Raw genomic sequence first — 26,612 nt, forward strand, 5'->3', positions numbered from 1 at the left:
GATGGGGCACCTTGTCTCGAAGGGCTCGCCCACGGGCGGCGATGCCGCGGGGGGCGGACCGGAGGGGCCGGGCCGGAAGGGCCGGAGGCCGGGGCGGCGGGCCGCCGACCCGGCCTCCGGCGTCGCGTCGCTCAGAGGGGCAGCGTCCGCCGGAGGTGCAGCCGTTCGGCGGTCCCGCCCTTGTCCTGGACGTGCCGCACGAGGAGGTCGCTGTCGACGATGGCGGGATGGCTCTCGTCGTAGTCGACGGCCATCACGACGCCCATCCAGGGTTCGAGGCCCATCGCGTACACGTAGACCTCGTCGGGCTCCAGGGCGTCGACGATCTCCCTCGCCTGCGGGAAGTCGGAGCCGTTGAGTCGTCGGCTCTGGTCGGTCCTGCGGTCCAGCGGCTCGCCGTAGAGCGGACCGTAGATCCAGCTGGCGGCCGCGCCGATGCTCTCCATGCCGATGAAGACGGTGTCGACGGCGCCGATCACCTCGGCCACCCTGGTGTACATCGTCGGGGAGATGTTGGTGGAGTCGGCGGCGAACAGGACGGAGCGCTCACCGAACCGCAGCAGCCAGCCGGTCTTGCTGCGGATGCGCAGATCGCCGTGTTCCCCCAGGAAGGGCAGGGCGACGGCCTCGGCCGAGCCGCAGGACAGCGTCTCCAGGTCGTCGACCTCGACGACGTCGGTGAAGCCCAGCCGGCGCAGGATGCCGCCGAGTCCGGGGTCGACCAGGCTGGCGTTGGTGGACCTGGGGACCAGCACCCTGCCGACCCGGTGCCGGATCCGCAGCAGGGTCTCGAAGAGCATGTGGTCCTGGTGGTTGTGGGTGATGAGCAGGTGGTCGATGCGCTCCGGCAGGTCGGCGAAGGTGAACCGGTTCTCCGCGCCCCCGGGGTAGCCGGTGTAGCTCAGCACCGGGTCCACCAGGAAGGTCGTTCCCCGGTACCGGGCGAACACGCAGGCGTGGCCGACGTATTCGAGGACGTCGTCGTCGGCGGGAGCGGGGGGCGCCGGGGTGGGCTCGAAGTACGAGGCGAACCGGGCGGCCCGTTCGCCCTCCAGCCCGAACCGGGCTGCCAGGTCGTCGAGTCCGGCCGCGGTCAGGCCGCCGCGGAAGACGCTGTCGAGCAGGGGGGAGTTCAGCGGGACGTCGACCAGCAGCTGTTCCGGGCCGTACTCCAGCATCGGCGTGGTCAGCGCGAACTCGCGGGCGTCCTCCGTGACGGGGCGGAAGCGGACCTGCTGCCAGGACTCGTCGTAGTACTCGGAGGCGTACATCAGGGGCTCGACGAAGCGGTAGTCGGCCGTGCGGTTGTCCCTGCCGTAGAACACCTCCACCCGGCCGGCCAGGGCCGCCGGCAGCTCCTGGTAGACGGAGTCGAGGCACTCGCCGTGGTGGCGGGGCAGGATGTCCACCTCCAGTCGGCGGACGGCCTCGAAGAGTTCGGCGAGCCGGGCCCGGCGGGGAGCCGTCTCCCGGTACCACGCCTCGATGGCGTCGCGGTGCTCGTGGGCGTGGATCCAGGGGCCGCCGTGCATCCGGCGTTGCCGGACGGCCGCCGCGTGGACCTGCGGGTCGTCGAGGTAGCTCTCGACGATGCGGTTGAAGCGGTTGTGGACGAAGCGGGCGAGGGTCTGCGGCGGCAGCAGGTACGACCAGCCGTACCAGCCGGCGATGACCGGCTCGACCGCGATGTCCTGGCGCAGCGAGTAGCGCATGGGCGACGGCTCCGTTCCTGTCAGCGCGGTGAGGGCGCGGGGGCGCCGCTCGGGGTCTCTGCGGTGGATCCGGTCCTCCCCGGCCCGTCGCCCGCCGGGGTGCCGAGGAGACGGCCGAGGATGTCGTGCCCGGCCCCGCGGTGGGGGGTGGGCCAGCCGGGGCCGCTCAGGGCCGCCTGCATGGCGGCCAGGAGGGGGGCGGGGACCTCTCCGCCGTCCCGTACCCGGTCGAACCACTCGGCGGGCGCCAGGAGGTCCGCCGCGGTGAGCCCCGTGTGGGGCAGCAGCTCGTCGAGCGCGTACGTGCGGTGGACCACGACCCTCGAACGGGAGCCCGGGGCCGGGGACGCGCCGTCGGCCGTCCCCGGGTCCGCGTCCAGGTCGCCGAGGAGGGTCTCGGCCAGGGTGCCGACGTCGCAGACGGGCACGTGGCCGCTGAGCCGGGGCATCGCGCCCACCCGGCGCGCGGTCTCAAGCAGGGCGGTGAACCAGTCGTCCTGGAGGTGGTGGCGGTCCTCGGGCCGGTGTCCGTAGACCAGACCGGGCCGGTAGTGGGCGACGTCGCAGCCCAGCACGGCGAGGGTGTCGACGTACGCCTCGCTGATCAGCTTCGACCGCGAGTACGGGTCGCCGGCGGCCGTGAGGGTCGCGGCCGACAGGGGCAGGAAGGCGGCTCCGGCCGAGGCGGCCGAGAGGAAGGCGAAGGCACGGGCGCCCAGGGCCGCCGCCGCGCGGACGACCAGAGCCGTGTTGCGCACGCTGCCGTTCATGTGGCTGTCGAGCGGCAGCAGGTGGTTGACCTGGTAGCCGCAGTGCACCACCGCGTCGATGACGGGGCCGCGCCGCCGCTCGACCCACCGCTCGAGTTCCGCGTAGGAGATGGCCCGCACCCGGGCGTAGTCGGCGGCCCGCCGTCCGAACCGGGCCGCGTGGCCGGTCAGGAGCCCGTCGGGGTCGCCGGTGCTGACGACGAGGACACGGCGGCCGGCGGCGAGCAGCCGGTCGAGGACGTGTCCTCCGATGAAGCCGGACGCGCCGGTGAGGAGGACCTCGCGGTCGCCGCCCCCGGCTCCGGGCACCGTCACGTGCCGGGTGTCGCGGCGGAGCACCGGCAGTTCGGCGCGCAGGGCGTCGCGCTCGGTCTCCACCCGGCGCAGCAGGGTCTCGACGGCGGACTCCGCCGGGGCGGCGGCCTCTCCGCGCAGGTGGCGCAGGAAGGCGGCCGGGGCGAAGTCGTAGTCCATGGCGGCGAACGCGGCCTCGACGGCCTCCTCTCCGTACGTGTCGGAGAGTTTGACCTGGATCTGGATCATGGCGAGGGAGCTGCCGCCCGCGTCGAAGATGGACGTCTCGGGGCCGATCTCCTGGCCCAGGACGGCGGTCACGACGTCGAGCACGCGCCGCAGTTCCGCCGCGTCCTCGTCGGGCGTCCCGGCGTGCGGGGCGCCGGCCGGGGCCGCGAGCCGCTCGCGCAGGGCGCTGCGGTCGACCTTCCCGCCGGAGGTGAGCGGGAGCGCGTCGAACAGGACCACCCGGTCGGGCGCCTCCCAGACGGGCACCAGATCCCTGATCCGGGCCATCAGCGACTCCTCCGTGGTGTCGCCGTCCGCGGCCGTGACCAGCAGGATCGTGGCGTCCTTGCGCAGGAGGGCCAGCTCGCGCCCCAGATGGCGGGAGAGCGTGGACCCGACGTGGGCGAGGTTCACCCGGTGGCCGAGGCGTTTGATCTGCTCGTCGATCCGTCCGAGGTAGGTGAGGGCGCCGTCGTCGGCGAGGGTCACGACGTCGCCGGTGGCGTACGCCGGGGAGCCGTCGACGGTGCCGAACACCTCGTTCTCGGCCGCGCTCCCGCCGACGTAACCGAGCGCCACGCCGTCGCCGACGATGACGAGCTCGCCGGTGCCCGCCGTGGCGTGCTCACCGGTGTCGGGGTCGCGGACGAAGGCCCGGAACCCGTCGAGGGGAGTGCCGATGCCCGGCGTGAACGTGGTCAGTTCGGCGAGGGAGAAGCAGACGGTGGCCTCGGTCGGGCCGTACGCGTTGAACACCCTGCTGTACCGGGCGGCCTTGTGGTACTCGGCCTCCCCCAGGGCCTCGCCGCAGAACTCCACCTTGCGGATGCGGCTGCGCGCCGCCTCGTCGAGCCGCGCGTAGACGGACGGTGACAGCATGGCCAGGTCGCAGCCGTGGGCGGCGAGGTGACGCGACACGGAACCCAGCCAGGACGCCTGGTCGCGCACGGGGACGACGAGGGTCGCCCCGGCGTACAGGGTCCCGAGGATCTCGCTGACGGACGCGTCGAACGAGAGCGACGCGAAGTGCAGGACCTCGTCGTCGGGTGTGATGTCGAGCAGCCGCCGCAGGGAGCGGCACAGGTTGAGCAGACCGCCGTGCCCGACGTCGACGAGCTTGGGGCTGCCGGTCGAGCCCGAGGTGAAGATGGAGTACGCGACGCGGGGACGGGCCGGCTCCTCGGCCGCGCCGTCCGCCGGGCCCTGATCCGGGTCCGGTCCCGGGTCCGTGGGCCAGCCCACGTCACCGGCGTACAGGACGCGGAGGCCGGCCTTCTCGCCGCGCACCAGCGCCTCGCGCTCGAAGCAGACGAGGAGCGCCGCGTCCGCGACGCGCGCGAACTCCTCGAACCGGTCGGCGGGCAGGCCGGGGTTCATCGGGGTGTGCACGGCACGGCTGCGCATCGCCGCGAGGGCCCAGACCACGGCTTCGGCCGTGTGCTCCCCGGCGACCAGGACGCGGCGGCCCGCGGGGCACTCGCTGTCGATGCGGCGGGCGAGCGCGCCGGTGACCCGGTCGAGCTCCTCGTAGGTCCAGGTCCGCCCGGCGGTCCGCAGCGCGGGCCGTCCGCGATGACGCCGGAAGAGGTCGGTCAACAGGTCAGGGAGTTGCACCGCTTGCTCCAATTCGCTGCTTGAGTCCGTCGAGGACGTGGGCCGCGGCCTCGGGTGAGAGGAATCCGCGCTTGTACTGCATCCGCAACAGCGGCGGGCCGGGCCAGGACCGGTCGGCGAGGAACTTGAGGTCCTCGAAGACGCGGGCGCCGCGCACCGGGACCCAGCGCCAGCGGTCCGGCTCGGGGCGCATGAACGTGGTGTCGGAGACGACGACGCGGGGCATCCGGCCGGTGGTGAACGCCCGCGCGAAGGAGTCGAGGTCGGACATCGTGAACCGGCCGAGGGACTCCTGGGCGTGCCGGGTCTTCGCGAAGTACTCGGGGGTGTACTCGGACGGCGGACCGGGCCGTACGACGAGTGGTTTGATCTCGACGTAGTAGCCGCCCTTCGTCGCGAACTCCCAGCGGGAGAAGGGGTACTGGAGGACCAGGCCGCCGCCGAGGGCGGGGAGCAGGACGCCGGTGACGGCGCTGAGCAGTTCGTCGAAGGTGACGCCCTCGCGCAGGGGCAGCCAGTCCTCCACGGCCGCGGAGATCGTCGGGATGCCCTTGCGGCCCGGTACGGGCAGCTCGCCGAGGGCGCGGGTGACCTCCGCGGGGTCGGCCGCCGGCAGCGCCGTGTACTGCTCGACGGTCCGGGCGTGGTGACGGTAGCGGGACCCGATCCGGCCCGGCGGTGTCTCACCCCGCAGATGGGCCCTGATCTGCCGGAGGAGCTCGACCACGTCGGTCAGGTCGACGATCAGATGGCTGAACTTGACGAAGAGCAGGTACGCGCCGTCGGTGTGCCGCCAGTACGCGAGGCGCACGGCCTCGTCGATCCGCAGCGGATGCTCGTTGTGGTAGGCGGTGACCAGGTCCGCCAGTTCCGCGGGGCCGCCCTCGGCGGGGCCGGGCCGCGGGTCGAGGGTGACGACGACGTCCTCCTCCGCCACCTCGACCAGGTCCGCCAGGGCCCGGGTGAGGCCGAGCCGGCTCACGAACTCCCGCCACGCGCGCGGGTCCTCGACCCGGCCGGGCTCGACGGCACCCACGAAGGCCGTGCACGGGTTGACGTCGCAGTCCATGCCGAGGTCGACGAGGAAGCTGTGGATGTCGCGCACGGCGACCGCGGCGGGGCGCAGGCCGGGGCGGCCGGCCGGCCCGGGACCGGCCGCGGTCACCGGGTCACCGTCGTGCCCCAGCCGAACTCGACCTGGTCGAGCACGTCCATCTCCGTCAGGAGGGTGTGGACGCCCGAGTGGTCCTGCACGAGGTGGGTGCCGCCCTGGGCCTCGCGCACCTCGGCGGCGGCCTTCTCCCATCCGGGGACGTCCTCGAAGGCGACGATCGACTCCCAGGTCGTGAAGTCGGGGGCGACGAAGGCCTCCAGACCGGCCACGACCTTCTCCAGGAGGAAGCGTCGGCGGTCGGCCGGGAGCGCCTCGTAGACCTGCTTCATCATCTCGCCCGAGATCGAGGCGTGGCAGTACTCGTCGCGGTTGTGCAGCTTCACCGTGGTGGAGTTGACGACCTGGATCCGCTGGTCGTCGGCGAGGAGGTCGAGATAGGCGTTGATGGAGATCTCGGCGACCGTCGCGAAGCCCAGGGTGGTCAGGCTCCGCTGCCACGGTTCCTCGCAGCGGTCCAGATGCGCCTGGTGGATCGTGGTGATGTGCGAGTCCGGCAGCACCCGGTCGGAGAAGTCGCTCCGGCGCATCCGCCGGGTCACGGCGCTGCCGTTGATGTGCATGAGCGTGTGGTACTGCTCGTCCACCATGGCCTGTGCGACGGCGAGTTCCAGCTGCTGGCCGCCGAGACCGGGGTACGCGCCGCCGATGACCAGTTCGAAGGCCGGGTTGGCGATCCGCTGCTCGATCAGCACCGTGTTGCGGTTGTAGGCGACCCAGCCCCAGCTCAGCAGACGGGAGCGGGTCTCGTCGGAGAGGCGCTCCCAGACGGGGTGGCCCCGGAAGGGGATCATGTCCTCCCGGAAGTCCGGGCGAGCGGGGTCGAACAGGGCGTAGACGTCCGGCTCCTCGCGCTTCACGGCGGCGCGCCGGTGCCAGTTCCCGACGAGACGGTTGATGACCGCGTTCTCGGCGGGGTCTTCGGGGTCGAATGCCGGCAGTCCGCCGATCCGGACGTGCCCTTCGTCCTGCCCGTCGTCGTTCCCGGCCGCGTCGGATTTGGCGTCCGTGTGGTCACGCATGGCCCACCCTTTCCTTCTCTTCCCTTTGCGGGCTCGAACCTTTCCGGGTCCGGCGTTCTCGAAGTCTGTGGATATCGGTCGCGGCCCGCAAGGGTGTGCAGATCACCAGCCCGTGCAACTGAAGCAACCGGACAGTTGAACAGGCCTTCGGACCCCGTCGGATGAACGACCTTGCGTGACCCCGGGGCGTATGACATAAAAATCCAGGCCGTCGGCCCGGAGCACGACTCGGCCGGCGACGCGATCTGTTCTGTCTTTCGTGCTGGACGGAGGCCTGAAGGTGACGGAGCGAATCCAGGGTGTCGTCGTGGCGGCGCTCGAAGAAATAAATCTGACGCGCGAGGAGAAGATTCCGACCGACCATGTGCTCGACCTGTGCCTCTACGGTGATTCCGGAGTGTTCGAGTCGATGTACCTGGTGGCCTTCCTCTCCCTGGTCGAGGAGAACATCGAGGACGAGTTCGGCTCCGAGGTCTCGCTCACGTCCGAGAAGGCGGTGTCCCGCCGGGTGAGTCCGTTCAGCAGCGTGCGCCGGCTGATCGGCTTCATCGAGGAGGAGCTGGAACTCGTCGGGGTCCGCGGTTAGCGCAGGTCGCCGCCCTCATGATCCTCATGATCACCGGCACCCGGACCGGCATCGGCAAGGCCCTCGCGGAGCATTTCCTGGCGGCCGGGCACGAGGTCGTCGGGTGCAGCAGAAAGCCCGCGACCATCGATCACCCGCGCTACCGGCACCACGAGGCGGATCTCTCGGACCCCGTCCAGACGAAACGGATGTTCCGGAGCGTCCGGCAGGAACACGGAAAGCTCGACGCCCTCGTCAACAACGCCGGCACCTCGTCGATGAACCATTTCATGACGACCCCGGACGAGGTTTCCCGGAAGATATTCGACATCAATTTCTTCGCCGTGCTGAACTGCTGCCGGGAAGCGGTCAAACTGCTGCGGAAATCCACGGAACAAAGTCCCGCGATCTTGAACGTCTCCACGGTCGCGGTGCCCTGGGCCATCGAAGGACAGCTCGCCTACTCGGCCAGCAAGAGCGCGGTCGAACAACTCGTCCGCGTCATGAGCAAGGAGTTGTCCGCGTTCGGGATCAGGGTGAACGGAATCGGGCTTCCGCCCGTTCACACCGTACTGACGAGGACCGTGCCCCGGTCCAAGATCGAGACCCTGATCGCGCGCCAGGCGATATCCCGTCAGTGCACGACGGCGGACATCGTCGGCCCGGTGGATTTCCTGATCGGCCGGCAGTCGGAGTTCATCACGGGCGAGACGCTCTTCCTAGGGGGTGTGCACTGACATGCGCGACGAACTGCTACGGAGGTTCGAGGACTTCGGCACCAGGACGGCGCTCTTCGACCGCGGGACCGCCGTCACGTACGCGGAACTCCTGAAGCGGATCCGCGACACACGGGAGCGGCTGGCGCTCCACGGGGTGAGGCCCCGGGAGACCGTGGTCGTCCACGGCGACTACTCGCTGGACTCGGTGGCGACCCTGTTCGCCCTCTTCCTCGACAGGAACGTCGTGGTGCCGGTGGTGACGCTCACCGACACCACGCTCGCCACCCTCGTCGAGCACTGCCGGCCGGGCCATCTGGTCAGGACGACCGGGACCGGCACGGAGATCGAGGACCTCACCGTCACCCGTGAGGGCGGCGACGGCCCCGTGACCGCCCCGGACCCGGGCGGACCGGCCGACACCGTGCACGGCCGGCTCGGTGACCCGGACGCGGCCGGACTCGTCCTGCTCAGCAGCGGCAGCACCGGCGCGCCGAAGGTCATCCTCCACAGTCTCGACGTCCTCGTCGACGAGAAGCTCGGGAAGCGGCCGCGCCGCCGGGAGAACGCTCTCAACATCCTCATGGTGCTGATGTTCGACCACATCGGGGGCATCAACTCCCTGCTCAGCACCCTCCTGGTCGGGGGCACCGCGGTCCTCCCCCGGCATCGCACCCCGGACGAGATCTGCGCGCTGATCGAACGTCACCGGATCCTCGTCCTCCCCACCAGCCCGACCTACCTGAACCTGATCATGGTCGGCGGCTACCACCGCGCCCACGACCTCAGCAGCCTGCGCCTGATCACGTACGGCACCGAGCCGATGTCCGAGGAGCTGCTCCTGCGGGTCCGCCGGACCTTCCCGGGGGTGCGGCTGCTCCAGACCTTCGGGACGAGCGAGACCGGGATCGCCACCACCACCAGCGAATCGTCGACCAGCACGTACTTCAAGATCTCCGACGCCGGTGTGGAGTACCGCATCGTCGACGGCGAACTCCAGCTCAGGAGCCGGACCCAGTTCCTCGGCTATCTGAACTACGAGGACGACGCGCTGACCGAGGACCGCTGGTTCCGGACCGGCGACCTGGTCGAGGAGGCGGCCGACGGCTACCTCCGGATCAAGGGCCGGGCCAAGGAGGTCATCAACGTCGGCGGCGAGAAGCTCCTCCCGCTGGAACTGGAGTCGGTCCTCATGGGGAGTCCCCTCGTCGAGGACTGCGTCGTGTACGGCAGGCCGAACGCGATCACCGGCCAGTCCGTGTGCGTCGACATCAAGCCCACGGGCGAGGTCACCCGCTCAGCCCTGCGCAAGCACGTGGCGGAGTTCCTCGCCGGCCGGGTCGAACCGTTCAAGGTTCCCTCGAAGATCAACGTGGTCGACACGATCGCGATGTCGGACCGCATGAAGAAGGTGCGGTCCCGGCCGGGCGGCGACGAGGAGTGAACGCTGCGCGCCCACCCGTACCCCCTACCAAGCTCCCTCCTCGCCGCACCGGCGTGGAGCCCCGTCAGTCTGTTCCCGTCCCAAGGAGTACGTGATGGCACGATCGAAGGTGGCGATCATCGGCGGAGGGCCGGCCGGTAGTGTCGCGGGCCTCACCCTGCACAAGCTGGGCCACGACGTCACGATCTACGAGCGGTCCGCCTTCCCCCGGTACCGCGTCGGCGAGTCCCTGCTGCCCGGCACGATGTCGATCCTCAACCGCCTCGGGCTCCAGGAGAAGATCGACGCGCAGAACTACGTCAAGAAGCCCTCGGCGACCTTCCTCTGGGGCCAGGACCAGGCCCCGTGGACCTTCTCCTTCGCGGCCCCCAAGGTCACTCCCTGGGTCTTCGACCACGCCGTCCAGGTCAAGCGCGAGGACTTCGACCAGCTCCTCCTCGACGAGGCCCGGAGCCGCGGGATAGCCGTCCACGAGGAGACGCCCGTCACCGACGTGGACCTGTCCGACCCCGACCGCGTGGTCCTGACGGTGCGCCGGGACGGCGAGAGCGTCACCGTCGAGAGCGACTTCGTCATCGACGCGGGCGGCTCGGGCGGCCCCCTCTCCCGCAAGCTCGGCGTGCGCCAGTACGACGAGTTCTACCGGAACTTCGCGGTCTGGTCGTACTTCAAGCTGAAGGACCCCTTCGAGGGGGACCTCAAGGGCACCACGTACTCGATCACCTTCGAGGACGGCTGGGTGTGGATGATCCCCCTCAAGGACGACCTGTACAGCGTCGGTCTCGTCGTCGACCGCTCGAAGTCCGCCGAGGTGCGCGAGCAGGGCGCCGACGCCTTCTACTCGTCCACCCTCGCGAAGTGCGCCAAGGCCGTGGCCATCCTCGACGGCGCCGAGCAGGTCGACGAGGTCCGGATCGTGCAGGACTGGTCCTACGACACCGAGGTGTTCTCCGCCGACCGCTTCTTCCTCTGCGGTGACGCCGCCTGCTTCACCGACCCGCTCTTCTCCCAGGGCGTGCACCTGGCCTCGCAGTCGGCGGTCTCCGCCGCCGCGGCCATCGACCGCATCACCCGACACGGCGACGAGAAGGACGAGGTGCACGCCTGGTACAACCGGACGTACCGCGAGGCCTACGAGCAGTACCACCAGTTCCTCGCCTCCTTCTACACCTTCGCCTCCTTCACGGAGCCCGACTCCGAGTTCTGGCGGAAGCGGCGCATCACGGAGTCCGACGACGACCGGCTGACCCGGAAGAAGTGGTTCGAGAGCCTGGTGGGCAACGGTCCGGAGGACCCGTCCGGGACCGTGACGTCCTTCCGTGACCGGGCGTCCACGATGATCTCCATCGGCCGCCACCAGCGTCCGGAACTGAGCGACGACTTCAGCGAGGCCGAGCTGAACCCGGCCCGGGTCCGCTGGATCAGCGACCTCACCAAGCGGCTGAACAGCATCACCCGCTTCCGGTGGACCGGCGGCAAGGCCGTGCTCAAGCAGCACTACCGCGTCGAGCCGATCGGCTTCCGGCTGGAGCAGCGCGAGGTGCTGGCCAACGGGGAGGGGGTCGACATGGCCCAGTACCCGATGGACGAGGAGGCCCGGCAGATCTTCCAGGACCTCGCCGAGGAGGAGTTCGGCTACAAGACGCTCGTCAAGCGCCTCGGCGCGGTCGGCCGGCAGGAGCTGAGCACCCAGATCGTCGTCCGGCTGATGGAGGCGGGCCTCCTCACCGCGTACGACGCGCAGGGCGAGAAGGTCCTCGTCCAGGGCCGGCTCCACTTCGGCGGCGTCGGCGTCGAGTACGAGGTCTGACGGCGTGCGGGGCGGGGGCCCTGGCTCCCGGGCCCCCACCCCGCGCGCCCCCACTCCCCCACACCCACCCTCGCGCCCCGAAGGAGGCGGTCCGATGCGGCACACGAGATTGCGGGACCTGGAGGTCTCCCGGATCGGCCTGGGGACCATGGGCATGTCCTTCGGCTACACGGGCTCCGGCTCGGACGACGCGGGCTCCGTCCGGGCCCTGCACCGTGCCCTCGACCTCGGCGTCACGTTCCTCGACACCGCCGAGATCTACGGGCCCTACACCAACGAGGAGCTCGTCGGCCGGGCGCTCGGCGCCCGCCGCGACCAGGTGGTGCTCGCCACGAAGTTCGGGCTCGTCTCGCACGCGGGCGGCGGCCCCGGGCGGCTCGACAGCAGCCCCGCGAACGTCCGCACCGCCGTGGAGGGCTCGCTGCGGCGGCTCGGGACCGACCACATCGACCTCTGCTACCAGCACCGCGTCGACCCCGGCACCCCCGTCGAGGACACCGTCGGCGCCCTCGCCGAGCTGGTCGCCGAGGGCAAGATCCGCCACATCGGCCTCTCCGAGGCGGGCCCGTCCACGATCCGCCGCGCGCACGCCGTCCACCCGGTCACCGCGGTCCAGTCCGAGTACTCCCTGTGGACCCGCGACCCGGAGGAGGCCGTGCTGCCGGTCCTGCGCGAACTGGGCATCGGCTTCGTCGCGTACTCACCGCTCGGCCACGGATTCCTCACCGGTACGGTCCGCGCGGCGGGCCGCTTCGACGCCTCGGACCTCCGGGCGGACAACCCCCGCTTCACCGCGGAGAACCTGCCCCGGAACCTGCGCATCGCCGACGAGATCCAGGCCGTCGCCGCCGAGGCGGACGCCACACCGGCACAGGTCGCCCTCGCCTGGCTGCTCACCCGGGGGGACGATGTCGTGCCGATTCCGGGCAGCCGCCGCGCCGCCCGCGTCGAGGAGAACACGGCGGCCGCCGCGGTCCGCCTGACCCCGGAGCAACTCGCCCGCCTCGACGCCCTGCCCCCCGCCGCGGGCGGGCATCACACGGAGGAGCAGATGGCCATGATGGACCGCGTGTAGCGCGGATCCACCCGAACCCGCGGGCCCGGTGGTGCCGGCCGCCGCACGGCACAGGGATCGACCTGGGCAAACGCGGACCATTCGATAGGGTCGCCCCATGCACGACGCCCCTCTCGATCCGTACGTCCGCGTCCGAGGCGCCCGCGAGCACAACCTCGCCGGGGTCGACGTCGACATCCCGCGCGACGCGCTCGTCGTCTTCACGGGGGTCTCCGGCTCCGGCAAGTCGTCGCTCGCCTTCGGGACGATCTACGCCGAGGCCCAGCGCCGCTACTTCGAGTCGGTGGCCCCCTACGCGCGGCGGCTGATCCACCAGGTGGGGGCGCCGGCCGTCGGCGAGATCACCGGGCTGCCGCCCGCGGTCTCCCTGGAGCAGCGCCGCTCCTCCCCGAACGCCCGCTCCTCCGTCGGCACGGTCACCACGCTCTCCAACTCCCTGCGGATGCTGTTCTCCCGGGCCGGCGACTACCCGGAAGGTGCCGAACGGCTCGACTCCGACGCCTTCTCCCCCAACACCGCGGCCGGCGCGTGCCCTTCGTGCCACGGACTCGGGCTCGTCCACGACACCAGCGAGGAACTCCTGGTGCCGGACCCGTCCCTGTCGATCCGTCAGGGTGCCATCGCCGCCTGGCCGGGCGCCTGGCAGGGGAAGAACCTGCGGGACGTCCTCGACACCCTCGGCCACGACGTCGACCGGCCCTGGCGGGAGCTCGACGCGAAGGACCGGGAGTGGATCCTCTTCACGGACGAGCAGCCGGTCGTCACCGTGCATCCGGTGCGCGAGGCGGGTCGCATCCAACGCCCCTACAAGGGCACGTACATGAGCGCGCGCCGGCACGTCCTGCGCACCTTCGCCGACTCGAAGAGCCCGTCCCTGCGGGCCAGGGCGGAGCGCTTCCTCTCCAGCGCGCCCTGCCCGGTCTGCGGCGGCGGCCGGCTGCGCCCCGAGTCGCTCGCGGTCACCTTCGCCGGCCACAACGTCGCCGAGCTCGCCGCCCTTCCGCTGGCCGCCCTGTCCGGGCTCCTGTCGACGGCCGCGGCGACGGCGCCGGGCGCCTCGGAGACGGCGCGCGTCCTCACCGAGGACCTCGTCGCCCGGATCGCCACCGTCACCGAACTCGGCCTCGGCTACCTCAGCCTGGACCGGGCCACTCCCACCCTGTCGAACGGCGAGCTCCAGCGGCTGCGGCTCGCCACCCAGCTGCGCTCCGGCCTCTTCGGCGTCGTGTACGTGCTCGACGAGCCCTCCGCCGGGCTGCACCCGGCGGACACCGAGGCGCTGCTCGTGGTCCTCGACCGGCTCAAGGCGGCGGGCAACTCGGTCTTCGTCGTGGAGCACCACCTCGACGTCGTCCGGCACGCCGACTGGCTCGTGGACGTCGGCCCGCGGGCCGGAGTGCACGGCGGGCGGGTGCTGCACAGCGGGCCCCCGGAGGGCCTGGCGGAGGTCGAGGCGTCGGCGACCCGGCGGTTCCTCTTCGACCGGACGCCCGCGCCCGAGCGGACGGTGCGGGAGCCGGCGGGCTGGCTGCGGCCCGGACCGGTCACCCGGCACAACCTGCGCGCGGTGGACGCGGCCTTCCCGGTCGGGGTCCTGACCGCCGTCACCGGCGTCTCGGGCTCGGGGAAGTCCACCCTCGTCGACGCGCTCACCGAGGAGGTCGCCGGTGTGCGGCGCCTGGTGACGGTGGACCAGCGGCCGATCGGGCGGACGCCGCGCTCCAACCTGGCCACGTACACGGGTCTCTTCGACGTCGTGCGCAAGCTGTTCACCGAGACCGAGGAGGCCAGGGCCCGGGGGTACAAGGCGGGCCGTTTCTCCTTCAACGTGCCCGGCGGCCGCTGCGAGACCTGCCAGGGCGAGGGTTTCGTCTCGGTGGAGCTCCTCTTCCTGCCCAGCACGTACGCGCCCTGCCCCGACTGCCACGGCGCCCGCTACAACCCCGAGACCCTGCGCGTCCGGCTGCGCGGCCTCACCATCGCCGAGGTCCTCGGCCTGACCGTGGAGTCCGCCGCCGCCTTCTTCGAGGGGACGCCCGCCGCGGAGCGGAGCCTGCGGGCCCTCCTCGACGTGGGCCTCGGCCACCTCACGCTCGGGCAGCCCGCCACCGAGCTCTCCGGCGGCGAGGCGCAGCGCATCAAGCTCGCCTCGGAGCTCCAGCGGCCGCGCGGCGCGCACACCCTCTACGTACTGGACGAGCCGACGACCGGGCTGCACCCCGCCGACGTGGAGGTCCTGATGCGGCAGCTGCACGGGCTCGTGGACGCCGGGCACTCGGTGGTCGTCGTCGAGCACGACATGGACGTCGTCGCCGCCGCCGACTGGGTCGTCGACCTGGGTCCCGGCGGCGGCGACGCGGGCGGCCGGGTGGTGGCGACGGGTCCCCCGGAGCGGGTGGCGCGGGCGGCGGACAGCCGGACCGCGCCGTATCTGGCCCGGGCCCTCTCCGGGCGGCCCTGAGCGGGGCGGGGGCGTGTGCGTCGGCCCCGGACCCCTGTGGAACAGTGGCGGTCCCGAGGAAAGGCGACGCAGGATGACGAACGGCGAGTACGACGACACCCGGGTCCTCGACGACCCGGTGGGTGAGGCGCTGCGCGGCCACCACGCGGACCTGGGGCGCCGCAAGGGGCGCGCCGCCACCTACCAGCCGGAGGTCGCGACCTTCTCGGCGGTGCCCGCCGACGCGGACGCCGCGGACTGGGCCGACCTCGCCGGGCTCCTCGGCCGGGACGCCTTCGCCGACATGTTCAGCTGCACGGCCACTCCGCCGTCGGACTGGGAGCCCGTCTTCGTGCTGGAGGGGCGGCAGATGGTCCGGTCCGACGGCGCCCGGCCCGTGGCGTCCCCCGCCCCGGCCGGGACGGAGGTGGTCGACCTCGGCGCGGCCGACGTTCCCGAGATGCTCGACCTGATCGCGCGCACCCGGCCGGGACCGTTCTGGCCGCGCACCCGTGAACTCGGCACCTACCTCGGGGTCCGCGCGGGCGGCCGGCTGGTGGCCATGGCGGGCGAGCGGCTCCGGCCGCCGGGCTGGACCGAGATCAGCGCCGTCTGCACGGACCCGGAGGCCCGCGGGCAGGGGCACGCCGTCCGCCTCCTGGACGAGCTCGTCGCCCGGATCCTGGACCGCGGCGAGCGCCCGTTCCTGCACGTGGCCGAGGCGAACACGGCGGCGATCGCGCTCTACGAGCGGCTCGGCTTCACCAGTCGCCGACACGTGACCTTCCGCGGCTTCACCACTCCCTGACACCCCTGGGGCGGCGCCCGCCCTCGCGGTCAGCGGCGTGCGGCGCGGCGGCCCGCGGCCACGTCAGTGAGGGCCGCGACGAGGGCCGCCGCGACGAAGACGATCGAGACCAGGAGTCCCCGGTCGTAGGCGGCGGCCCAGCCCTCCCGGGAGACGTGGTCGAAGAAGACCGAGCCGACCGCGGCGATGCCGATCGCCGAGCCGACCCGCTGCCCGGTCTGCAGGGTGCCGCCGGCGGTGCCCGCGTGGTGCACCGGCACCTCCGAGAGCGTGAGGGTCTGGTTCGGGGAGATCACCAGGCCGCTGCCGATGCCGGCGAAGAGCAGCGGGGCGAGCAGGGCCCAGCCCACGCCCCGGCCGGGGACCTGGTGCACCGCGAACGCGGCCCCGACGAAGCCGACCGTCACCATGGCCAGGCCGAGGACCACGAGCGGACGGCCGAGGCGGTTGACGAGCCGGCCGCCGATCCCGGCCGCGAACCCCGAGCCCAGGGCGAAGGGGGTCATGGCGAGGCCGGCCTGGAGCGCGGTGTAGTGCAGTCCGTTCTGCAGGTAGAGCGTGCTGACGAAGAAGATCGACGTGAAGCCGGCGAAGTAGAGCAGGATCAGCAGCGAGCCGAGCCAGTAGGACCGGAGGCGGAAGAGCGCCAGGTCGATGAGGGGCTCGGTGCCCGACCGGGCGCAGTGCCTCTCCCATGCCACGAAGGCCGCGAGCAGCACGGCGGCGGCGAGCAGGAGCAGGTGCTTGCCGTTCCCGGACCACTGCCGGGACTGGACGAAGGGGAGCAGCAGGGCGAGGACGGTGGCACCGAGGAGCACGACGCCGACGGGGTCGAGCCTGCGGAGCCGCACCGGCTTGGCGTCCGGGGTGTCGGGCAGCAGCCGCCGGGCGAGGAACAGGCACACGATCCCGATCGGGAGGTTCACGTAGAAGACCCAGCGCCAGCCCTCCTCGGCGCCCGCGGCCTCGATCAGCAGTCCGCCGAGGAGGGGGCCGACGGCGGTGGAGACGCCCACGACGGTGCCGAACATCCCGAAGGCCCTGCCGCGCTCGGCGCCCCGGAACATCTGCTGGATGAGCGCCGAGATCTGCGGTGACACCAGCCCTCCGGCGGCTCCCTGCGCCAGCCGGGAGATCACCAGCCAGAGGCTCGACTGCGCCGCTCCGCAGGAGGCCGAGGCGAGGGTGAAGAGCGCGAGGCCGACCATGAAGACGCTGCGCCGGCCGCGGGCGTCGCCGAGTCGTCCGGCCGGGATGAGGAGCAGGCCGAAGGCGAGGGCGTACCCGGAGAGCACCCACTGGAGGTCCGACTCGGGCGTGTCCAGCCCGGAGCGGATGGAGGGCAGCGCGACGTTCACGATCGACACGTCGAGGAGGATCATGAAGCCCGCCACGAGGCAGACGCCGAGCGCCTTCCACCGCTGGGGGCCCGGTTCCTCCCGCTGCCCGTGCGGGGCCTGCGCCGACTCTTGCCGGGTCACGTGTCCTCCTCGTTCCGTCGGGTGCGGCGCGGTGGACGGCGTGCGGCACGGCCGTGTGCGCCTCCCGGCCCGCGAAGCCCGGGTACCCGTCGCGCGCGTTCCCGATGCCTCCTTTCCTCCTGGATCATCCGTTGATGTCGGCAAATGCCGCGCCCCGCGCCGGGACGCCGGTGGGGCGTCCCGGGGCGGGGCGGGGCTCCGGGGCCCGTCAGGCCGCGGTGTCGAAGGTGTAGTGGGGGGTGTGGTCCAGCATCTCCGCCGGGGTCACGTCGTTCCACGGGCGCATGGTGTCGCCGAGGTCGACGACGTTCGGGGTGCCGGCGGCGGGCAGGTACGTCGACCGGGGGTGGCGGGCCTGCCAGTCGGCCCAGAGCTTGTCGACGAAGGCGTGGTGCATCCAGAAGACGGGGTCGTTCGGGGAGACGCCGGTGGCCATCTGGCCGCCGACCCAGACGTGGACGCGGTTGTGGAGGTTCACGCCGCGCCAGCCCTCCAGGTGGTTGCGGAAGCCGTCGGACGCGCTGTTCCAGGGGGCGGTGTCGTAGGTCTCCATGGCGAGCACGGAGTCCACCTCGGCGCGGGTGGGGAGCTGGCGGCCCCCGGCGCCGAGGTCGCGCCGGAGGTAGTCGCGCCCGTCGACGCGGACGCCGATCGTCCAGCGGTTCCCGGTGCGGGCGAAGGGGCCGTCGGTGACCTGCCCGTCGCGGGCCCGGCCGGTGCCGCCGAGGAAGTCGGGCGCCCACAGCGAGGAGCGCGGGGTGCGGTCGGCCGTCCAGTCCCAGTAGGGCAGGGAGACGGTGGCGTCGACGGACCGCAGCGCCTGCTCGAACTGTATGAGGAAGCGGCGGTGCCAGGGCAGGAAGGACGGCGAGCGGTGGCCGACGCGGTCGCCGGTGTCCGTGTCGCTCATGATGAACGCGTTGTGCGTGGTGACGAAGGTGTCGTACTGCCCGGAACGCTTGAGTTCCAGCAGGGCGTCGACGAAGCGGCGCTTCTCGTCGGCGGTGAGGGTGGCCTGGTTCTTGCGTACGGTCATGGTGGTGCGCTCCTGGATCGGTCAGGCGAGGGTCAGCGGGACGAGCGGGGCGCCCTGTAGTTCGCGGACCGCGGCGCGGGCCACGGCCCGGGGCGTGGCCACCGGCTCGTAGTGGTTGATGACGCTGATCCAGGTGCCGTCGGCGTTCTGCATGACGTGCAGTTCCTCGCCGTCGATCGTCACGGAGTAGCCGCCGGTGTGGTGCCCGCCGTGGTGGCCGCCGTGCGACGGGCCGCCCTTGATGCGGCGGCCCTGGTAGACCTCGTCGAAGGAGGCCGGGGCGGCGGGGGCGGCGGCCCGGGGAGCGGCGGCGGCCGGGCCGGCGAGGGCGAGGCCCGCGGCGGCGCCTGCCGCTCCGGCCGCGACGCCGAGGGCCCGGCGGCGGGTGATGCTGGACATGAAACCCCCAAGTGGTCGGTGCGGCCGGGGGGTCGGTCATGTCCCCCCGGCGGCTCCCATCAGTACCCGGGAGGGTCGGCGCGCCGGAAATCCCCGGCGGGGGGTTGGCCGTGAAGTGGACAACTTGCCACGATAAGTACAGGTTTGAACGGAGTTGATCTTGCTGTTCGGGGCGACGGAAACGCCCCGGAGCGAAGATCCTACGGAGAAAGTGATCTTCCTGTGAAGGATCTTCGCTCGCGGGGCGCGAGGAGTGGCGGAGCCCACGCCGCCGGACTGTCCGGAATCCGGTCAGCCGCGGGGGCCCTTGCGACGGGCCCGCAGCCACTCCTTGTTCATCGCGGAGATCGACGGGAGCGGGATGCCCTTCGGGCAGGCCGTGGCGCATTCACCGGTCAGGGTGCAGCCGCCGAAGCCCTCGGCGTCCATCTGGGCCACCATGTCCAGGACCCGGGTCTCGCGCTCCGGGGAGCCCTGCGGCAGGACGTTGAGGTGGTTGACCTTGGCGGAGGTGAAGAGCATCGCCGAGCCGTTCGGGCAGGCCGCCACGCACGCGCCGCAGCCGATGCACTCGGCGTGCTCGAAGGCGAAGTCGGCGTCCGCCTTGGGGACGGCGGTGGCGTGCGCCTCGGGGGCGGAGCCGGTGGGCGCGCTGATGTAGCCGCCCGCCTGGATCACCCGGTCGAAGGCCGAGCGGTCCACCACCAGGTCCTTGACCACGGGGAACGCGGACGCGCGCCACGGCTCGACGTCGATCGTGTCGCCGTCACGGAAGGAGCGCATGTGGAGCTGGCAGGTCGTGGTGCGCTCCGGCCCGTGCGCGTCGCCGTTGATGACGAGGCTGCACGCGCCGCAGATGCCCTCGCGGCAGTCGTGGTCGAAGGCCACGGGGTCCTCGCCCCGCAGGATGAGCTCCTCGTTGAGGGTGTCGAGCATCTCCAGGAACGACATGTCCGCGGAGATGCCGTCCACGTCGTAGGTGGACATGGCGCCGGGGGCGTCGGCGTTCTGCTGGCGCCAGACGCGCAGGGTGAGCTTCATGCGTAGCTCCGCTGGGTGGGGTGGACGTACTCGAAGGTGAGGTCCTCCTTGTGGAGGACGGGCGCGGCTCCGGCGAACTCCCAGGCGGCCGCATAGGCGAACTCCTCGTCGTGGCGCGCCGCCTCGCCGTCCGGGGTCTGGGACTCCTCGCGGAAGTGGCCGCCGCAGGACTCGGCGCGGTCGAGGGCGTCCAGGCACATGAGCTCGGCGAGCTCCAGGTAGTCGACGATCCGGTTGGCCTTCTCCAGGGACTGGTTGAACTCCTCGCCGGTGCCGGGGACCTTGATCCGGTTCCAGAACTCCTCGCGGATCTCCGGGATGCGGCGCAGCGCCTCCCGGAGCCCCTCCTCGGTGCGGGCCATGCCGCAGTGCTCCCACATGAGTTCGCCGAGTTCCCGGTGGAAGGAGTCGGGGGTGCGGTCGCCGTCGACGGAGAGCAGGAGGTTCAGCCGGTCCTCGGTCTCGGCGAGGACCTCGCGGACCACCGGGTGGTCGTCGGTGACGGGTTCCCCGGAGGGGTGGCGGGCCAGGTAGTCGTTGATGGTGGCCGGCAGGACGAAGTAGCCGTCGGCGAGGCCCTGCATGAGGGCGGAGGCGCCGAGCCGGTTGGCCCCGTGGTCGGAGAAGTTGGCCTCGCCGATGGCGAAGAGGCCGGGGACGGTGGTCTGGAGGTCGTAGTCGACCCAGAGTCCGCCCATCGTGTAGTGGACGGCGGGGTAGATCCGCATCGGGGTCTCATACGGGTTCTCCGCGGTGATCCGCGCGTACATGTCGAAGAGGTTGCCGTACTTCTCCTCCACGGCCGCGCGGCCCATGCGGCGGATCGCGTCGGCGAAGTCCAGGTAGACGCCCTGTCCGCCGGGGCCCACTCCCCTGCCCTCGTCGCAGACGTTCTTCGCGGCGCGGGAGGCGATGTCACGGGGGACGAGGTTGCCGAAGGAGGGGTAGATGCGCTCCAGGTAGTAGTCGCGCTCGTTCTCGGGGATGTCGGCGGCGGGCCGGGTGTCGCCCTTCGCCTTCGGGACCCAGATGCGGCCGTCGTTGCGCAGCGACTCGCTCATCAGGGTCAGCTTGGACTGGTGGTCGCCGGTGCGCGGGATGCAGGTGGGGTGGATCTGGGTGAAGCAGGGGTTGGCGAAGTACGCGCCGCGCCGGTGGGCGCGCCAGACGGCGGTGGCGTTGGAGTTCATGGCGTTCGTCGACAGGTAGAAGACGTTGCCGTAGCCGCCGGTGGCCAGGACCACGGCGTCCGCGTAGTGGGTGGAGATCTCGCCCGTGATCAGGTCGCGGGCGACGATGCCGCGGGCCCGTCCGTCGACGACGACCAGGTCGAGCATCTCGGTACGGGCGTGCAGCTCGACGTTGCCCGCGGCGATCTGCCGGGAGAGCGCCTGGTAGGCGCCGAGGAGGAGCTGCTGGCCGGTCTGGCCCCGGGCGTAGAAGGTGCGGGAGACCTGGACGCCGCCGAAGGAGCGGGTGTCGAGGAGGCCGCCGTACTCGCGGGCGAAGGGCACCCCCTGGGCGACGCACTGGTCGATGATCTCGACGGAGATCTGGGCGAGCCGGTGCACGTTGGACTCACGGGCCCGGAAGTCGCCGCCCTTGACGGTGTCGTAGAAGAGGCGGTGGATCGAGTCGCCGTCGTTGCGGTAGTTCTTCGCGGCGTTGATGCCGCCCTGTGCGGCGATGGAGTGGGCCCGGCGCGGGGAGTCCTGGAAGCAGAACTGGACCACCTGGTAGCCCTGTTCGGCGAGGGTGGCGCCGGCGGAGCCGCCGGCGAGGCCGGTGCCGACGACGATGATCCGGTGCTTGCGCCGGTTGGCGGGGTTGACCAGCTTCGCCTCGAAGCGGCGGGTGTCCCAGCGCTCGGCGATCGGGCCGGCCGGGGCCTTGCGGTCGGCGATCGGCTCGCCGGTGCGGAAGTCGAGGTAGCTCATGGTCAGTTCACCACTCCGGTCATGACGCCGACGGGGACGGCGATGAAGCCCGCGGTCAGGACGAGCGCGAGGCCGTTCGCCAGCAGCCGCAGGACGCGTTCGCGGCGCGCGTTGCCGACGCCGAGGGTCTGCGCCGCGCTCCAGAAGCCGTGCCGGACGTGCAGGCCGACGGCGAGCATGGCGACGATGTAGATCGTGTTGCCGTACCAGGTGGAGAAGGTGTCGATGACGTTCTGGTAGGGCTTGCCCTCCTCGAAGCCGCCGGGATGGACGGTCCCGGTGGTGAGGTCGAGGATGTGCCAGACGATGAAGAGGGCGAGGATGACGCCGCCCCAGCGCATGGTCCGGGTCGCGTACGAGGAGCCCTTGCGGCGGTGCGCGTAGCGGGTGGGGCGCGCCTTGATGTCGCGGCGGCTCAGCTGGTACGCGGAGACGATGTGGGCACCGACGGCGGCGAGGAGCACGATCCGGGCGATCCACAGGCCCCACGCGTGGTGCAGCACGGGGGCGCCCATCACGCGCAGCCAGTGCGCGTAGCCGTTGAACTCCTCGGGGCCGAAGAAGACCTTCAGGTTTCCGGCCACGTGCGCGACCAGGTAGGCGAGCATGATCAGGCCGCTCGCGGCCATGACGGTCTTCTTGCCGATGGTCGACGACCAGAAGCCGCGGGACGGGGTGCGGGACGGCGGGCGGGCGGGCGCCGCCGTCTCCTTGCTGGGTGCCAGAGCCATGGACACGACGCTAGGGCCGAAGGGCCCAGAGGTCCAAGACATGGTCCGGCTGATCTCGATAGGATGAACCTATTCATGTCCTCTAGGCTGGGAGCATGCAGTTCCAGCAGCTCCTCTACTTCGTGGCCGTGGCCGAGACCCGGCACTTCACCCGGGCGGCCGAGCGGGTGCACGTGTCGCAGCCCTCGCTCTCGCAGCAGATCAAGGCCCTGGAGCAGGAACTCGGCGCGGAGCTGTTCAGCCGCGCCCGGGGGAACATCGCGCTCACGGACGCCGGCGAGGCCCTGCTGCCGCTCGCGCGCCGGATCCTCGCCGACACGGAGACGGCCCGCCTGGAGGTCCAGGAGCTGGCGCAGCTGAAGCGGGGCCGGGTGCGGCTCGGCGCGACGCCCAGCCTGTGCACGGGGCTCCTCCCGGACGTGCTGCGGACCTTCCACGACCTGCACCCGGGGATCGAGCTCCTGATCGAGGAGGGCGGCTCGCACGATCTCGTACGGGAGCTGGCGCGCGGGGCGCTCGACCTGGCCCTGGTCGTCCTCCCGCTGCCCTCCCCGTCCCCCGCCCTGACGACCGTCGAGCTGCTCAGGGAGGACCTGGTGGTGGTCTCGGCGGCCTCGGAACCGGCCCCGCGCCGGCCCGTGCGGATCAAGGACCTGCGGGACCAGCCGCTCGTGATGTTCCGGCACGGCTACGACCTGCGGGAACTGACGGTGGCGGCGTGCCGCGCGGAGGGCTTCGAGCCCACCTTCACCGTGGAGGGCGGGGAGCTGGACGCGGTGCTCGGCTTCGTACGGGCCGGGCTGGGGCTCGCGGTGGTGCCGGCGATGGTCGCGGGGCGCGCGGGCCGGGACCTGCGGGTGACGGCCCTCGCGCGGCCGGGCCTGCGGCGGACGATCGCCCTGGCGCACCGGAGCGACGTGGCGCCGCCGCGAGCGGCCCGCGAACTCCAGCGCCTGCTCCTGCGCCGCCGCACGCCCTGACACCGGGAGGGGACGCGCGGCGGCCCGCCGCCGGTCCGTGGTGGCAGTCGTCCCCGCCGGGGCGACGGGAGACTCCTGTCGTCCCGCCGGGGCGACGGCACGCGACGGGCGTGCGCGAAGGCCCACGTCAGGGGCCGCGGGAGCTACACCGCGTCCGCCAGGAGCAGGGAGTGGATCCGGTCCGGGGCGCCGGGGCGGGCGTAGTACCAGCCCTGTGCCGTGTCGCAGCCGAGCTCGCGGAGCTGACGGGCCTGGGTGCCCGTCTCCACGCCCTCGACCGTGACCGCCAGCTCCAGGCTGTGCGCCAGGGAGACGATCCCCTCGACGATCTTGAGGTCGACGGGGTCCACCGGGTGCTGCTGCATGCCCCGGGTGAACGACCGGTCGAGCTTCAGGACGCTCACCGGGAGCCGCCGCAGGTTCGCCAGGTTCGAGTAGCCGGTGCCGAAGTCGTCGAGGGCGATGTCCACGCCCATCTCGGCGAGCTGTCGCAGCGGCTTCAGCAGGTCCTCGTCGGCGCCGATCAGGGCCGACTCGGTGAGCTCCAGGCAGAGCGCGCCGGGTTCCAGCCCGGAGCGCTCCAGGACGTCGACCGTGTCGGCGACCAGGCGCGGGTGGTGGAGCTGCGTCGGGGAGAGGTTGACGTTGATCCGCAGCGGGCCGCCGTCGGAGTGACGGGTCTGCCAGAAGCGGGCCTGGCGCACCGCCTCCTGGAGCACCCAGCGGCCGAGCGGCACGATGAGTCCGGTGTCCTCGGCGAGCGGGATGAAGCGGTCCGGGCCGAGCACCCCGTGCTGCGGGTGGCACCAGCGGACCAGGGCCTCCGCGCCGTGCACGCTGCCGTCGCCGAGGTGGACGAGCGGCTGGTACTCGATGAAGAACTCGCCGCGCTCCAGGGCGGCCGGCAGGGCGGTGGTCAGCCCGTGGCGGGTGATGGCGCGGGCGTCGGCCTCGGGGTCGGCGAGTTCGAAGCGGTTGCCGCCCGCCGACTTCGCCCGGTACATGGTGATGTCGGCGCTGCGGAGCACCTCGGCGGGGGTCCGCTCCCCCGCGGGGCCCTCGACGACGCCGAGGCTGCCGCGGACGGTGAGTTCGCGGCCGTCGATGCGGAGCGGGGTGGCGAGGGCGGCGAGGATGCGGTCGGCGAGTTCGGTGACCTCCCGCTCGCCGCCGGGGGCGGTGGTGAGGGCGACGAACTCGTCGCCGCCGAGCCGGGCCACCATCTCGCCGCCGCCGGTGACGCAGCTCTGCAACCGGTCGGCGACCTCGACGAGGAGCCGGTCGCCGGTGGAGTGGCCGAGGCTGTCGTTGATGACCTTGAAGCCGTCGAGGTCCAGGTAGCAGAGGCCGAAGCGGGCGTTGTCGCCGGGGGCGAGCGCCTTCTCGAGGCGCTCGAAGAACAGGGTCCGGTTGGGCAGTCCGGTGAGCGCGTCGTGGGTGGCCTCGTACCGCAGGCGCAGATGGAGCAGGCGCCGTTCGGTGGTGTCCTCCAGGAGGGCCAGCTGGTACTGGGGGTTGCCCTCCGCGTCGCGGAGCAGCGAGACGGTGAGGTTGGTCCACAGAACCGTTCCGTCACCGCGGTAGTACGGCTTCTCGACGCGGTAGTGCTCGCGCTCGCCGCGGACCAGCTCCTCGTACAGCTTCCAGACGTGCGGGCCGTCCTCCGGGTGCACCCACTCGCTGACCTTCCGGCTGCGCACCCGGCCCTCCATCCCGCCGAACATGCGGGTGAGGGTCTCGTTGACCTCCAGGACGTTGCCGTCGAGGTCGGCGATGCCGATGCCGACGGCGGCCCCGTCGAAGACGGCGCGGAAGCGGCTCTCGGTGGCGTGCAGCGCTATCTCGGCGGCGCTGCGGGCGGCGAGGGCGGAGCGGGCGATGGCCTCCTGCTCGGCGCGGGTCCGCTCGCGCAGGGCCTGAGCGTAGCCGGCGGCCATGGCGTGCTGGAGCCGGGCGCAGCGGGCGCGCAGTTCCTCGGCAGGGAGGTCCGACTCGGTGCCGCAGTAGAGCACCAGGTACGAGTCGACGACGCCGAGGCTGCGGCCGAGCGCGTCCGGGTCGGTGCAGTGCGCGGCGACGAGCTCCGCGCCGGTGCGCTGCGCGGGTGCCGTGTCGAAGGGGCGGGCGTGCAGGGCGTCGTACAGGGTGCGGGCCAGCGGCAGCAGGTGGCCCTCGAACTCGGTGCGGGTCAGCGAGGTGGCCGTCACCGGGAAGATCGCCCGGCTCCAGATGGTGACGAACCGCCTGAGTCTGTCCTCCGGGCCGTCGGCTTCGGCGCCGGTCGGCTGCGACGGGACCTTCACGCCTTGCGCCCCACCCCTGCGAACCCGGAGAAGGCGTACGGATCCTCCTCCTCGGCCGGGCTCTCCGGCCGCCACAGCGGCATCGGGACGAGCCCGGGCTCGATCAGTCCGGTGCCCTCGAAGAAGCGGGTGATCTCCTCGCCCGACCGCATCACCAGGGGGTTGCGGATCGTGCGGTAGACGCCGACGGTCCCGCCGGCCTGCTCCTCGGAGAGCGGGATGTTCTCGTACGAGGCGTGGGTGAGGATGACCAGGCTGCCGGGGGCGAGGGCGTCGATCAGCTCGGCGACGGCCTCGTACGGACGGTCCTGGTCCTCCAGGAAGTGCAGCACGGCGACGAGGAGCAGGGCCACCGGCCGCTCCAGGTCGAGGAGTCGGGTCACCTCGGGGCTGTACAGGATGTCGGCCGGCTTGCGCAGGTCGGCGGCGAGGACGGCCGCGCCGTCGTCGCCCTCCAGGACGGCGCGGCTGTGGGCCACGGCGACGGGGTCGTGGTCGACGTAGACGACCCGGGCGGCGGGGTCGGCCGCGCGGGCGACCTCGTGCACGTTCCCGAAGGTCGGTATGCCGGAGCCGATGTCGAGGAACTGGGTGACGTCGTTGTCGACGGCGTAGCGGACGGCGCGCCGCATGAAGGCGCGGTTCGCCTGCATGGCCTTGGGCAGGCCGGGCATGAACTCCATGGCCTTGCGGGCCGCTTCCCGGTCCACTTCGAAATTGTGCGAGCCGCCCAGATAGAAGTCGTACATTCGGGACACGCTCGGCACCGAGATGTCGATACCGGGCGGAGCCCAGGCGGGACGCTCCATCAATGTCTCCAACAAGTCGCCACGGGGATGCGGCCATGTGTTCGCGGCCGGTGTTCGAGGTGAGGCTACTGATCGCCCGCCGGGAGAGCGAGTAGAAACGGAAATTCGCGGTCCGTTCTTGGTCACACGCCATTGGCACGTGCTCGTGAAACGCAGACTTCACGCCTTCAGGCCGTGCATATTCACGTGCATCTGAGCGTGCGTCGGCTCCCGGGACGGTGCCGGT

General features: G+C 71.9%; 20 protein-coding genes. 8 read left to right on the top strand and 12 right to left on the bottom strand.

What is annotated here, in order from left to right:
• Positions 1 to 131: 131 nt before the first annotated feature.
• From ACFYXU_RS23650 to ACFYXU_RS23665, 4 genes are read right to left on the bottom strand one after another with little or no spacing between them, the layout of a single operon-like run.
• Positions 132 to 1,712, bottom strand: coding sequence for an MBL fold metallo-hydrolase (locus tag ACFYXU_RS23650; protein ID WP_389459779.1), 1,581 nt, complete (start codon positions 1,710 to 1,712; stop codon positions 132 to 134).
• A 20-nt stretch (positions 1,713 to 1,732) separates the two neighbouring features.
• The gene (locus ACFYXU_RS23655; RefSeq protein WP_389459782.1) at positions 1,733 to 4,618 is read right to left on the bottom strand and encodes an AMP-binding protein; all 2,886 of its coding nucleotides are present in this window, start codon (positions 4,616 to 4,618) and stop codon (positions 1,733 to 1,735) included.
• Positions 4,605 to 5,783 (bottom strand): hypothetical protein, encoded by a 1,179-nt coding sequence (locus ACFYXU_RS23660; RefSeq protein ID WP_389406178.1) that lies wholly within the window; start codon positions 5,781 to 5,783, stop codon positions 4,605 to 4,607. Before ACFYXU_RS23660 ends, ACFYXU_RS23655 begins: the two co-directional genes overlap by 14 nt.
• Positions 5,780 to 6,811: a diiron oxygenase gene (locus ACFYXU_RS23665; protein ID WP_376513266.1), complete on the bottom strand. Its 1,032-nt coding sequence runs from the start codon at positions 6,809 to 6,811 to the stop codon at positions 5,780 to 5,782. Before ACFYXU_RS23665 ends, ACFYXU_RS23660 begins: the two co-directional genes overlap by 4 nt.
• A 280-nt stretch (positions 6,812 to 7,091) precedes the next feature.
• Between ACFYXU_RS23665 and ACFYXU_RS23670 the strand changes: the two genes are divergently transcribed.
• From ACFYXU_RS23670 to ACFYXU_RS23700, 7 genes are all read left to right on the top strand, one after another.
• Positions 7,092 to 7,397, top strand: coding sequence for a hypothetical protein (locus tag ACFYXU_RS23670; RefSeq protein ID WP_376513267.1), 306 nt, complete (start codon positions 7,092 to 7,094; stop codon positions 7,395 to 7,397).
• Between the two features lie 17 nt (positions 7,398 to 7,414).
• Positions 7,415 to 8,113, top strand: a complete 699-nt coding sequence (locus ACFYXU_RS23675; protein WP_376513269.1) for an SDR family NAD(P)-dependent oxidoreductase — start codon at positions 7,415 to 7,417, stop codon at positions 8,111 to 8,113.
• A gap of 1 nt (position 8,114) precedes the next feature.
• Positions 8,115 to 9,536: a class I adenylate-forming enzyme family protein gene (locus ACFYXU_RS23680; protein WP_376513271.1), complete on the top strand. Its 1,422-nt coding sequence runs from the start codon at positions 8,115 to 8,117 to the stop codon at positions 9,534 to 9,536.
• A 94-nt stretch (positions 9,537 to 9,630) separates the two neighbouring features.
• Positions 9,631 to 11,346 carry a chloramphenicol-biosynthetic FADH2-dependent halogenase CmlS gene (cmlS, locus tag ACFYXU_RS23685; protein WP_389406181.1) on the top strand — a complete coding sequence of 572 codons (1,716 nt, stop codon included), beginning with the start codon at positions 9,631 to 9,633 and terminating at the stop codon, positions 11,344 to 11,346.
• A 94-nt stretch (positions 11,347 to 11,440) separates the two neighbouring features.
• Positions 11,441 to 12,421, top strand: a complete 981-nt coding sequence (locus tag ACFYXU_RS23690; protein WP_376513275.1) for an aldo/keto reductase — start codon at positions 11,441 to 11,443, stop codon at positions 12,419 to 12,421.
• 97 nt (positions 12,422 to 12,518) lie between these two features.
• A complete protein-coding gene (locus ACFYXU_RS23695; RefSeq protein WP_389406183.1) occupies positions 12,519 to 14,882 on the top strand; it encodes an ATP-binding cassette domain-containing protein in 2,364 nt (787 codons plus the stop codon).
• 73 nt (positions 14,883 to 14,955) lie between these two features.
• Positions 14,956 to 15,669: a GNAT family N-acetyltransferase gene (locus ACFYXU_RS23700; protein ID WP_376513279.1), complete on the top strand. Its 714-nt coding sequence runs from the start codon at positions 14,956 to 14,958 to the stop codon at positions 15,667 to 15,669.
• A 29-nt stretch (positions 15,670 to 15,698) separates the two neighbouring features.
• Here the strand turns inward: ACFYXU_RS23700 and ACFYXU_RS23705 are convergent, their stop codons facing one another.
• The 6 genes from ACFYXU_RS23705 to ACFYXU_RS23730 all read right to left on the bottom strand — a co-directional run bounded on the left by ACFYXU_RS23705 (position 15,699) and on the right by ACFYXU_RS23730 (position 22,294).
• On the bottom strand, positions 15,699 to 17,150 hold the full coding sequence (locus ACFYXU_RS23705; protein ID WP_376513281.1) for an MFS transporter: 1,452 nt from the start codon (positions 17,148 to 17,150) through the stop codon (positions 15,699 to 15,701).
• Positions 17,151 to 17,358: 208 nt separating this feature from the next.
• Positions 17,359 to 18,186 (bottom strand): tyrosinase family protein, encoded by an 828-nt coding sequence (locus ACFYXU_RS23710; RefSeq protein ID WP_389459787.1) that lies wholly within the window; start codon positions 18,184 to 18,186, stop codon positions 17,359 to 17,361.
• A gap of 21 nt (positions 18,187 to 18,207) precedes the next feature.
• Positions 18,208 to 18,585, bottom strand: coding sequence for a tyrosinase cofactor (locus ACFYXU_RS23715; RefSeq protein WP_376513285.1), 378 nt, complete (start codon positions 18,583 to 18,585; stop codon positions 18,208 to 18,210).
• 291 nt (positions 18,586 to 18,876) lie between these two features.
• A complete protein-coding gene (locus ACFYXU_RS23720; RefSeq protein ID WP_329853425.1) occupies positions 18,877 to 19,626 on the bottom strand; it encodes a succinate dehydrogenase/fumarate reductase iron-sulfur subunit in 750 nt (249 codons plus the stop codon).
• Positions 19,623 to 21,563 carry a fumarate reductase/succinate dehydrogenase flavoprotein subunit gene (locus tag ACFYXU_RS23725; RefSeq protein ID WP_389459789.1) on the bottom strand — a complete coding sequence of 647 codons (1,941 nt, stop codon included), beginning with the start codon at positions 21,561 to 21,563 and terminating at the stop codon, positions 19,623 to 19,625. The genes ACFYXU_RS23720 and ACFYXU_RS23725 overlap by 4 nt, the downstream gene beginning before the upstream one ends.
• A gap of 2 nt (positions 21,564 to 21,565) precedes the next feature.
• The gene (locus tag ACFYXU_RS23730; RefSeq protein WP_376513288.1) at positions 21,566 to 22,294 is read right to left on the bottom strand and encodes a succinate dehydrogenase; all 729 of its coding nucleotides are present in this window, start codon (positions 22,292 to 22,294) and stop codon (positions 21,566 to 21,568) included.
• A 95-nt stretch (positions 22,295 to 22,389) separates the two neighbouring features.
• Between ACFYXU_RS23730 and ACFYXU_RS23735 the strand changes: the two genes are divergently transcribed.
• Complete coding sequence (locus ACFYXU_RS23735) at positions 22,390 to 23,274, top strand: LysR substrate-binding domain-containing protein (protein WP_329853429.1); 885 nt, start codon at positions 22,390 to 22,392, stop codon at positions 23,272 to 23,274.
• A 143-nt stretch (positions 23,275 to 23,417) separates the two neighbouring features.
• Here the strand turns inward: ACFYXU_RS23735 and ACFYXU_RS23740 are convergent, their stop codons facing one another.
• Positions 23,418 to 25,577 carry a putative bifunctional diguanylate cyclase/phosphodiesterase gene (locus ACFYXU_RS23740; RefSeq protein WP_389459792.1) on the bottom strand — a complete coding sequence of 720 codons (2,160 nt, stop codon included), beginning with the start codon at positions 25,575 to 25,577 and terminating at the stop codon, positions 23,418 to 23,420.
• The gene (locus tag ACFYXU_RS23745; RefSeq protein WP_329853431.1) at positions 25,574 to 26,386 is read right to left on the bottom strand and encodes an SAM-dependent methyltransferase; all 813 of its coding nucleotides are present in this window, start codon (positions 26,384 to 26,386) and stop codon (positions 25,574 to 25,576) included. Before ACFYXU_RS23745 ends, ACFYXU_RS23740 begins: the two co-directional genes overlap by 4 nt.
• Between the last annotated feature and the right edge of the window lie 226 nt (positions 26,387 to 26,612).

Source organism: Streptomyces sp. NPDC002232 (genome assembly GCF_042890295.1).
Classification (GTDB): Bacteria; Actinomycetota; Actinomycetes; order Streptomycetales; family Streptomycetaceae; genus Streptomyces.

Excerpts from the sequence above, each read along its gene's own strand:
- ACFYXU_RS23650 (WP_389459779.1), bottom strand. The coding sequence starts at position 1,712 with ATGCGCTACTCGCTGCGCCAGGACATCGCGGTCGAGCCGGTCATCGCC.
- ACFYXU_RS23665 (WP_376513266.1), bottom strand. The coding sequence starts at position 6,811 with ATGCGTGACCACACGGACGCCAAATCCGACGCGGCCGGGAACGACGAC.
- ACFYXU_RS23675 (WP_376513269.1), top strand. The coding sequence starts at position 7,415 with ATGATCCTCATGATCACCGGCACCCGGACCGGCATCGGCAAGGCCCTC.
- ACFYXU_RS23680 (WP_376513271.1), top strand. The coding sequence starts at position 8,115 with ATGCGCGACGAACTGCTACGGAGGTTCGAGGACTTCGGCACCAGGACG.
- cmlS (WP_389406181.1), top strand. The coding sequence starts at position 9,631 with ATGGCACGATCGAAGGTGGCGATCATCGGCGGAGGGCCGGCCGGTAGT.
- ACFYXU_RS23690 (WP_376513275.1), top strand. The coding sequence starts at position 11,441 with ATGCGGCACACGAGATTGCGGGACCTGGAGGTCTCCCGGATCGGCCTG.
- ACFYXU_RS23695 (WP_389406183.1), top strand. The coding sequence starts at position 12,519 with ATGCACGACGCCCCTCTCGATCCGTACGTCCGCGTCCGAGGCGCCCGC.
- ACFYXU_RS23700 (WP_376513279.1), top strand. The coding sequence starts at position 14,956 with ATGACGAACGGCGAGTACGACGACACCCGGGTCCTCGACGACCCGGTG.
- ACFYXU_RS23710 (WP_389459787.1), bottom strand. The coding sequence starts at position 18,186 with ATGACCGTACGCAAGAACCAGGCCACCCTCACCGCCGACGAGAAGCGC.
- ACFYXU_RS23715 (WP_376513285.1), bottom strand. The coding sequence starts at position 18,585 with ATGTCCAGCATCACCCGCCGCCGGGCCCTCGGCGTCGCGGCCGGAGCG.
- ACFYXU_RS23720 (WP_329853425.1), bottom strand. The coding sequence starts at position 19,626 with ATGAAGCTCACCCTGCGCGTCTGGCGCCAGCAGAACGCCGACGCCCCC.
- ACFYXU_RS23725 (WP_389459789.1), bottom strand. The coding sequence starts at position 21,563 with ATGAGCTACCTCGACTTCCGCACCGGCGAGCCGATCGCCGACCGCAAG.
- ACFYXU_RS23730 (WP_376513288.1), bottom strand. The coding sequence starts at position 22,294 with ATGGCTCTGGCACCCAGCAAGGAGACGGCGGCGCCCGCCCGCCCGCCG.
- ACFYXU_RS23735 (WP_329853429.1), top strand. The coding sequence starts at position 22,390 with ATGCAGTTCCAGCAGCTCCTCTACTTCGTGGCCGTGGCCGAGACCCGG.
- ACFYXU_RS23745 (WP_329853431.1), bottom strand. The coding sequence starts at position 26,386 with ATGGAGCGTCCCGCCTGGGCTCCGCCCGGTATCGACATCTCGGTGCCG.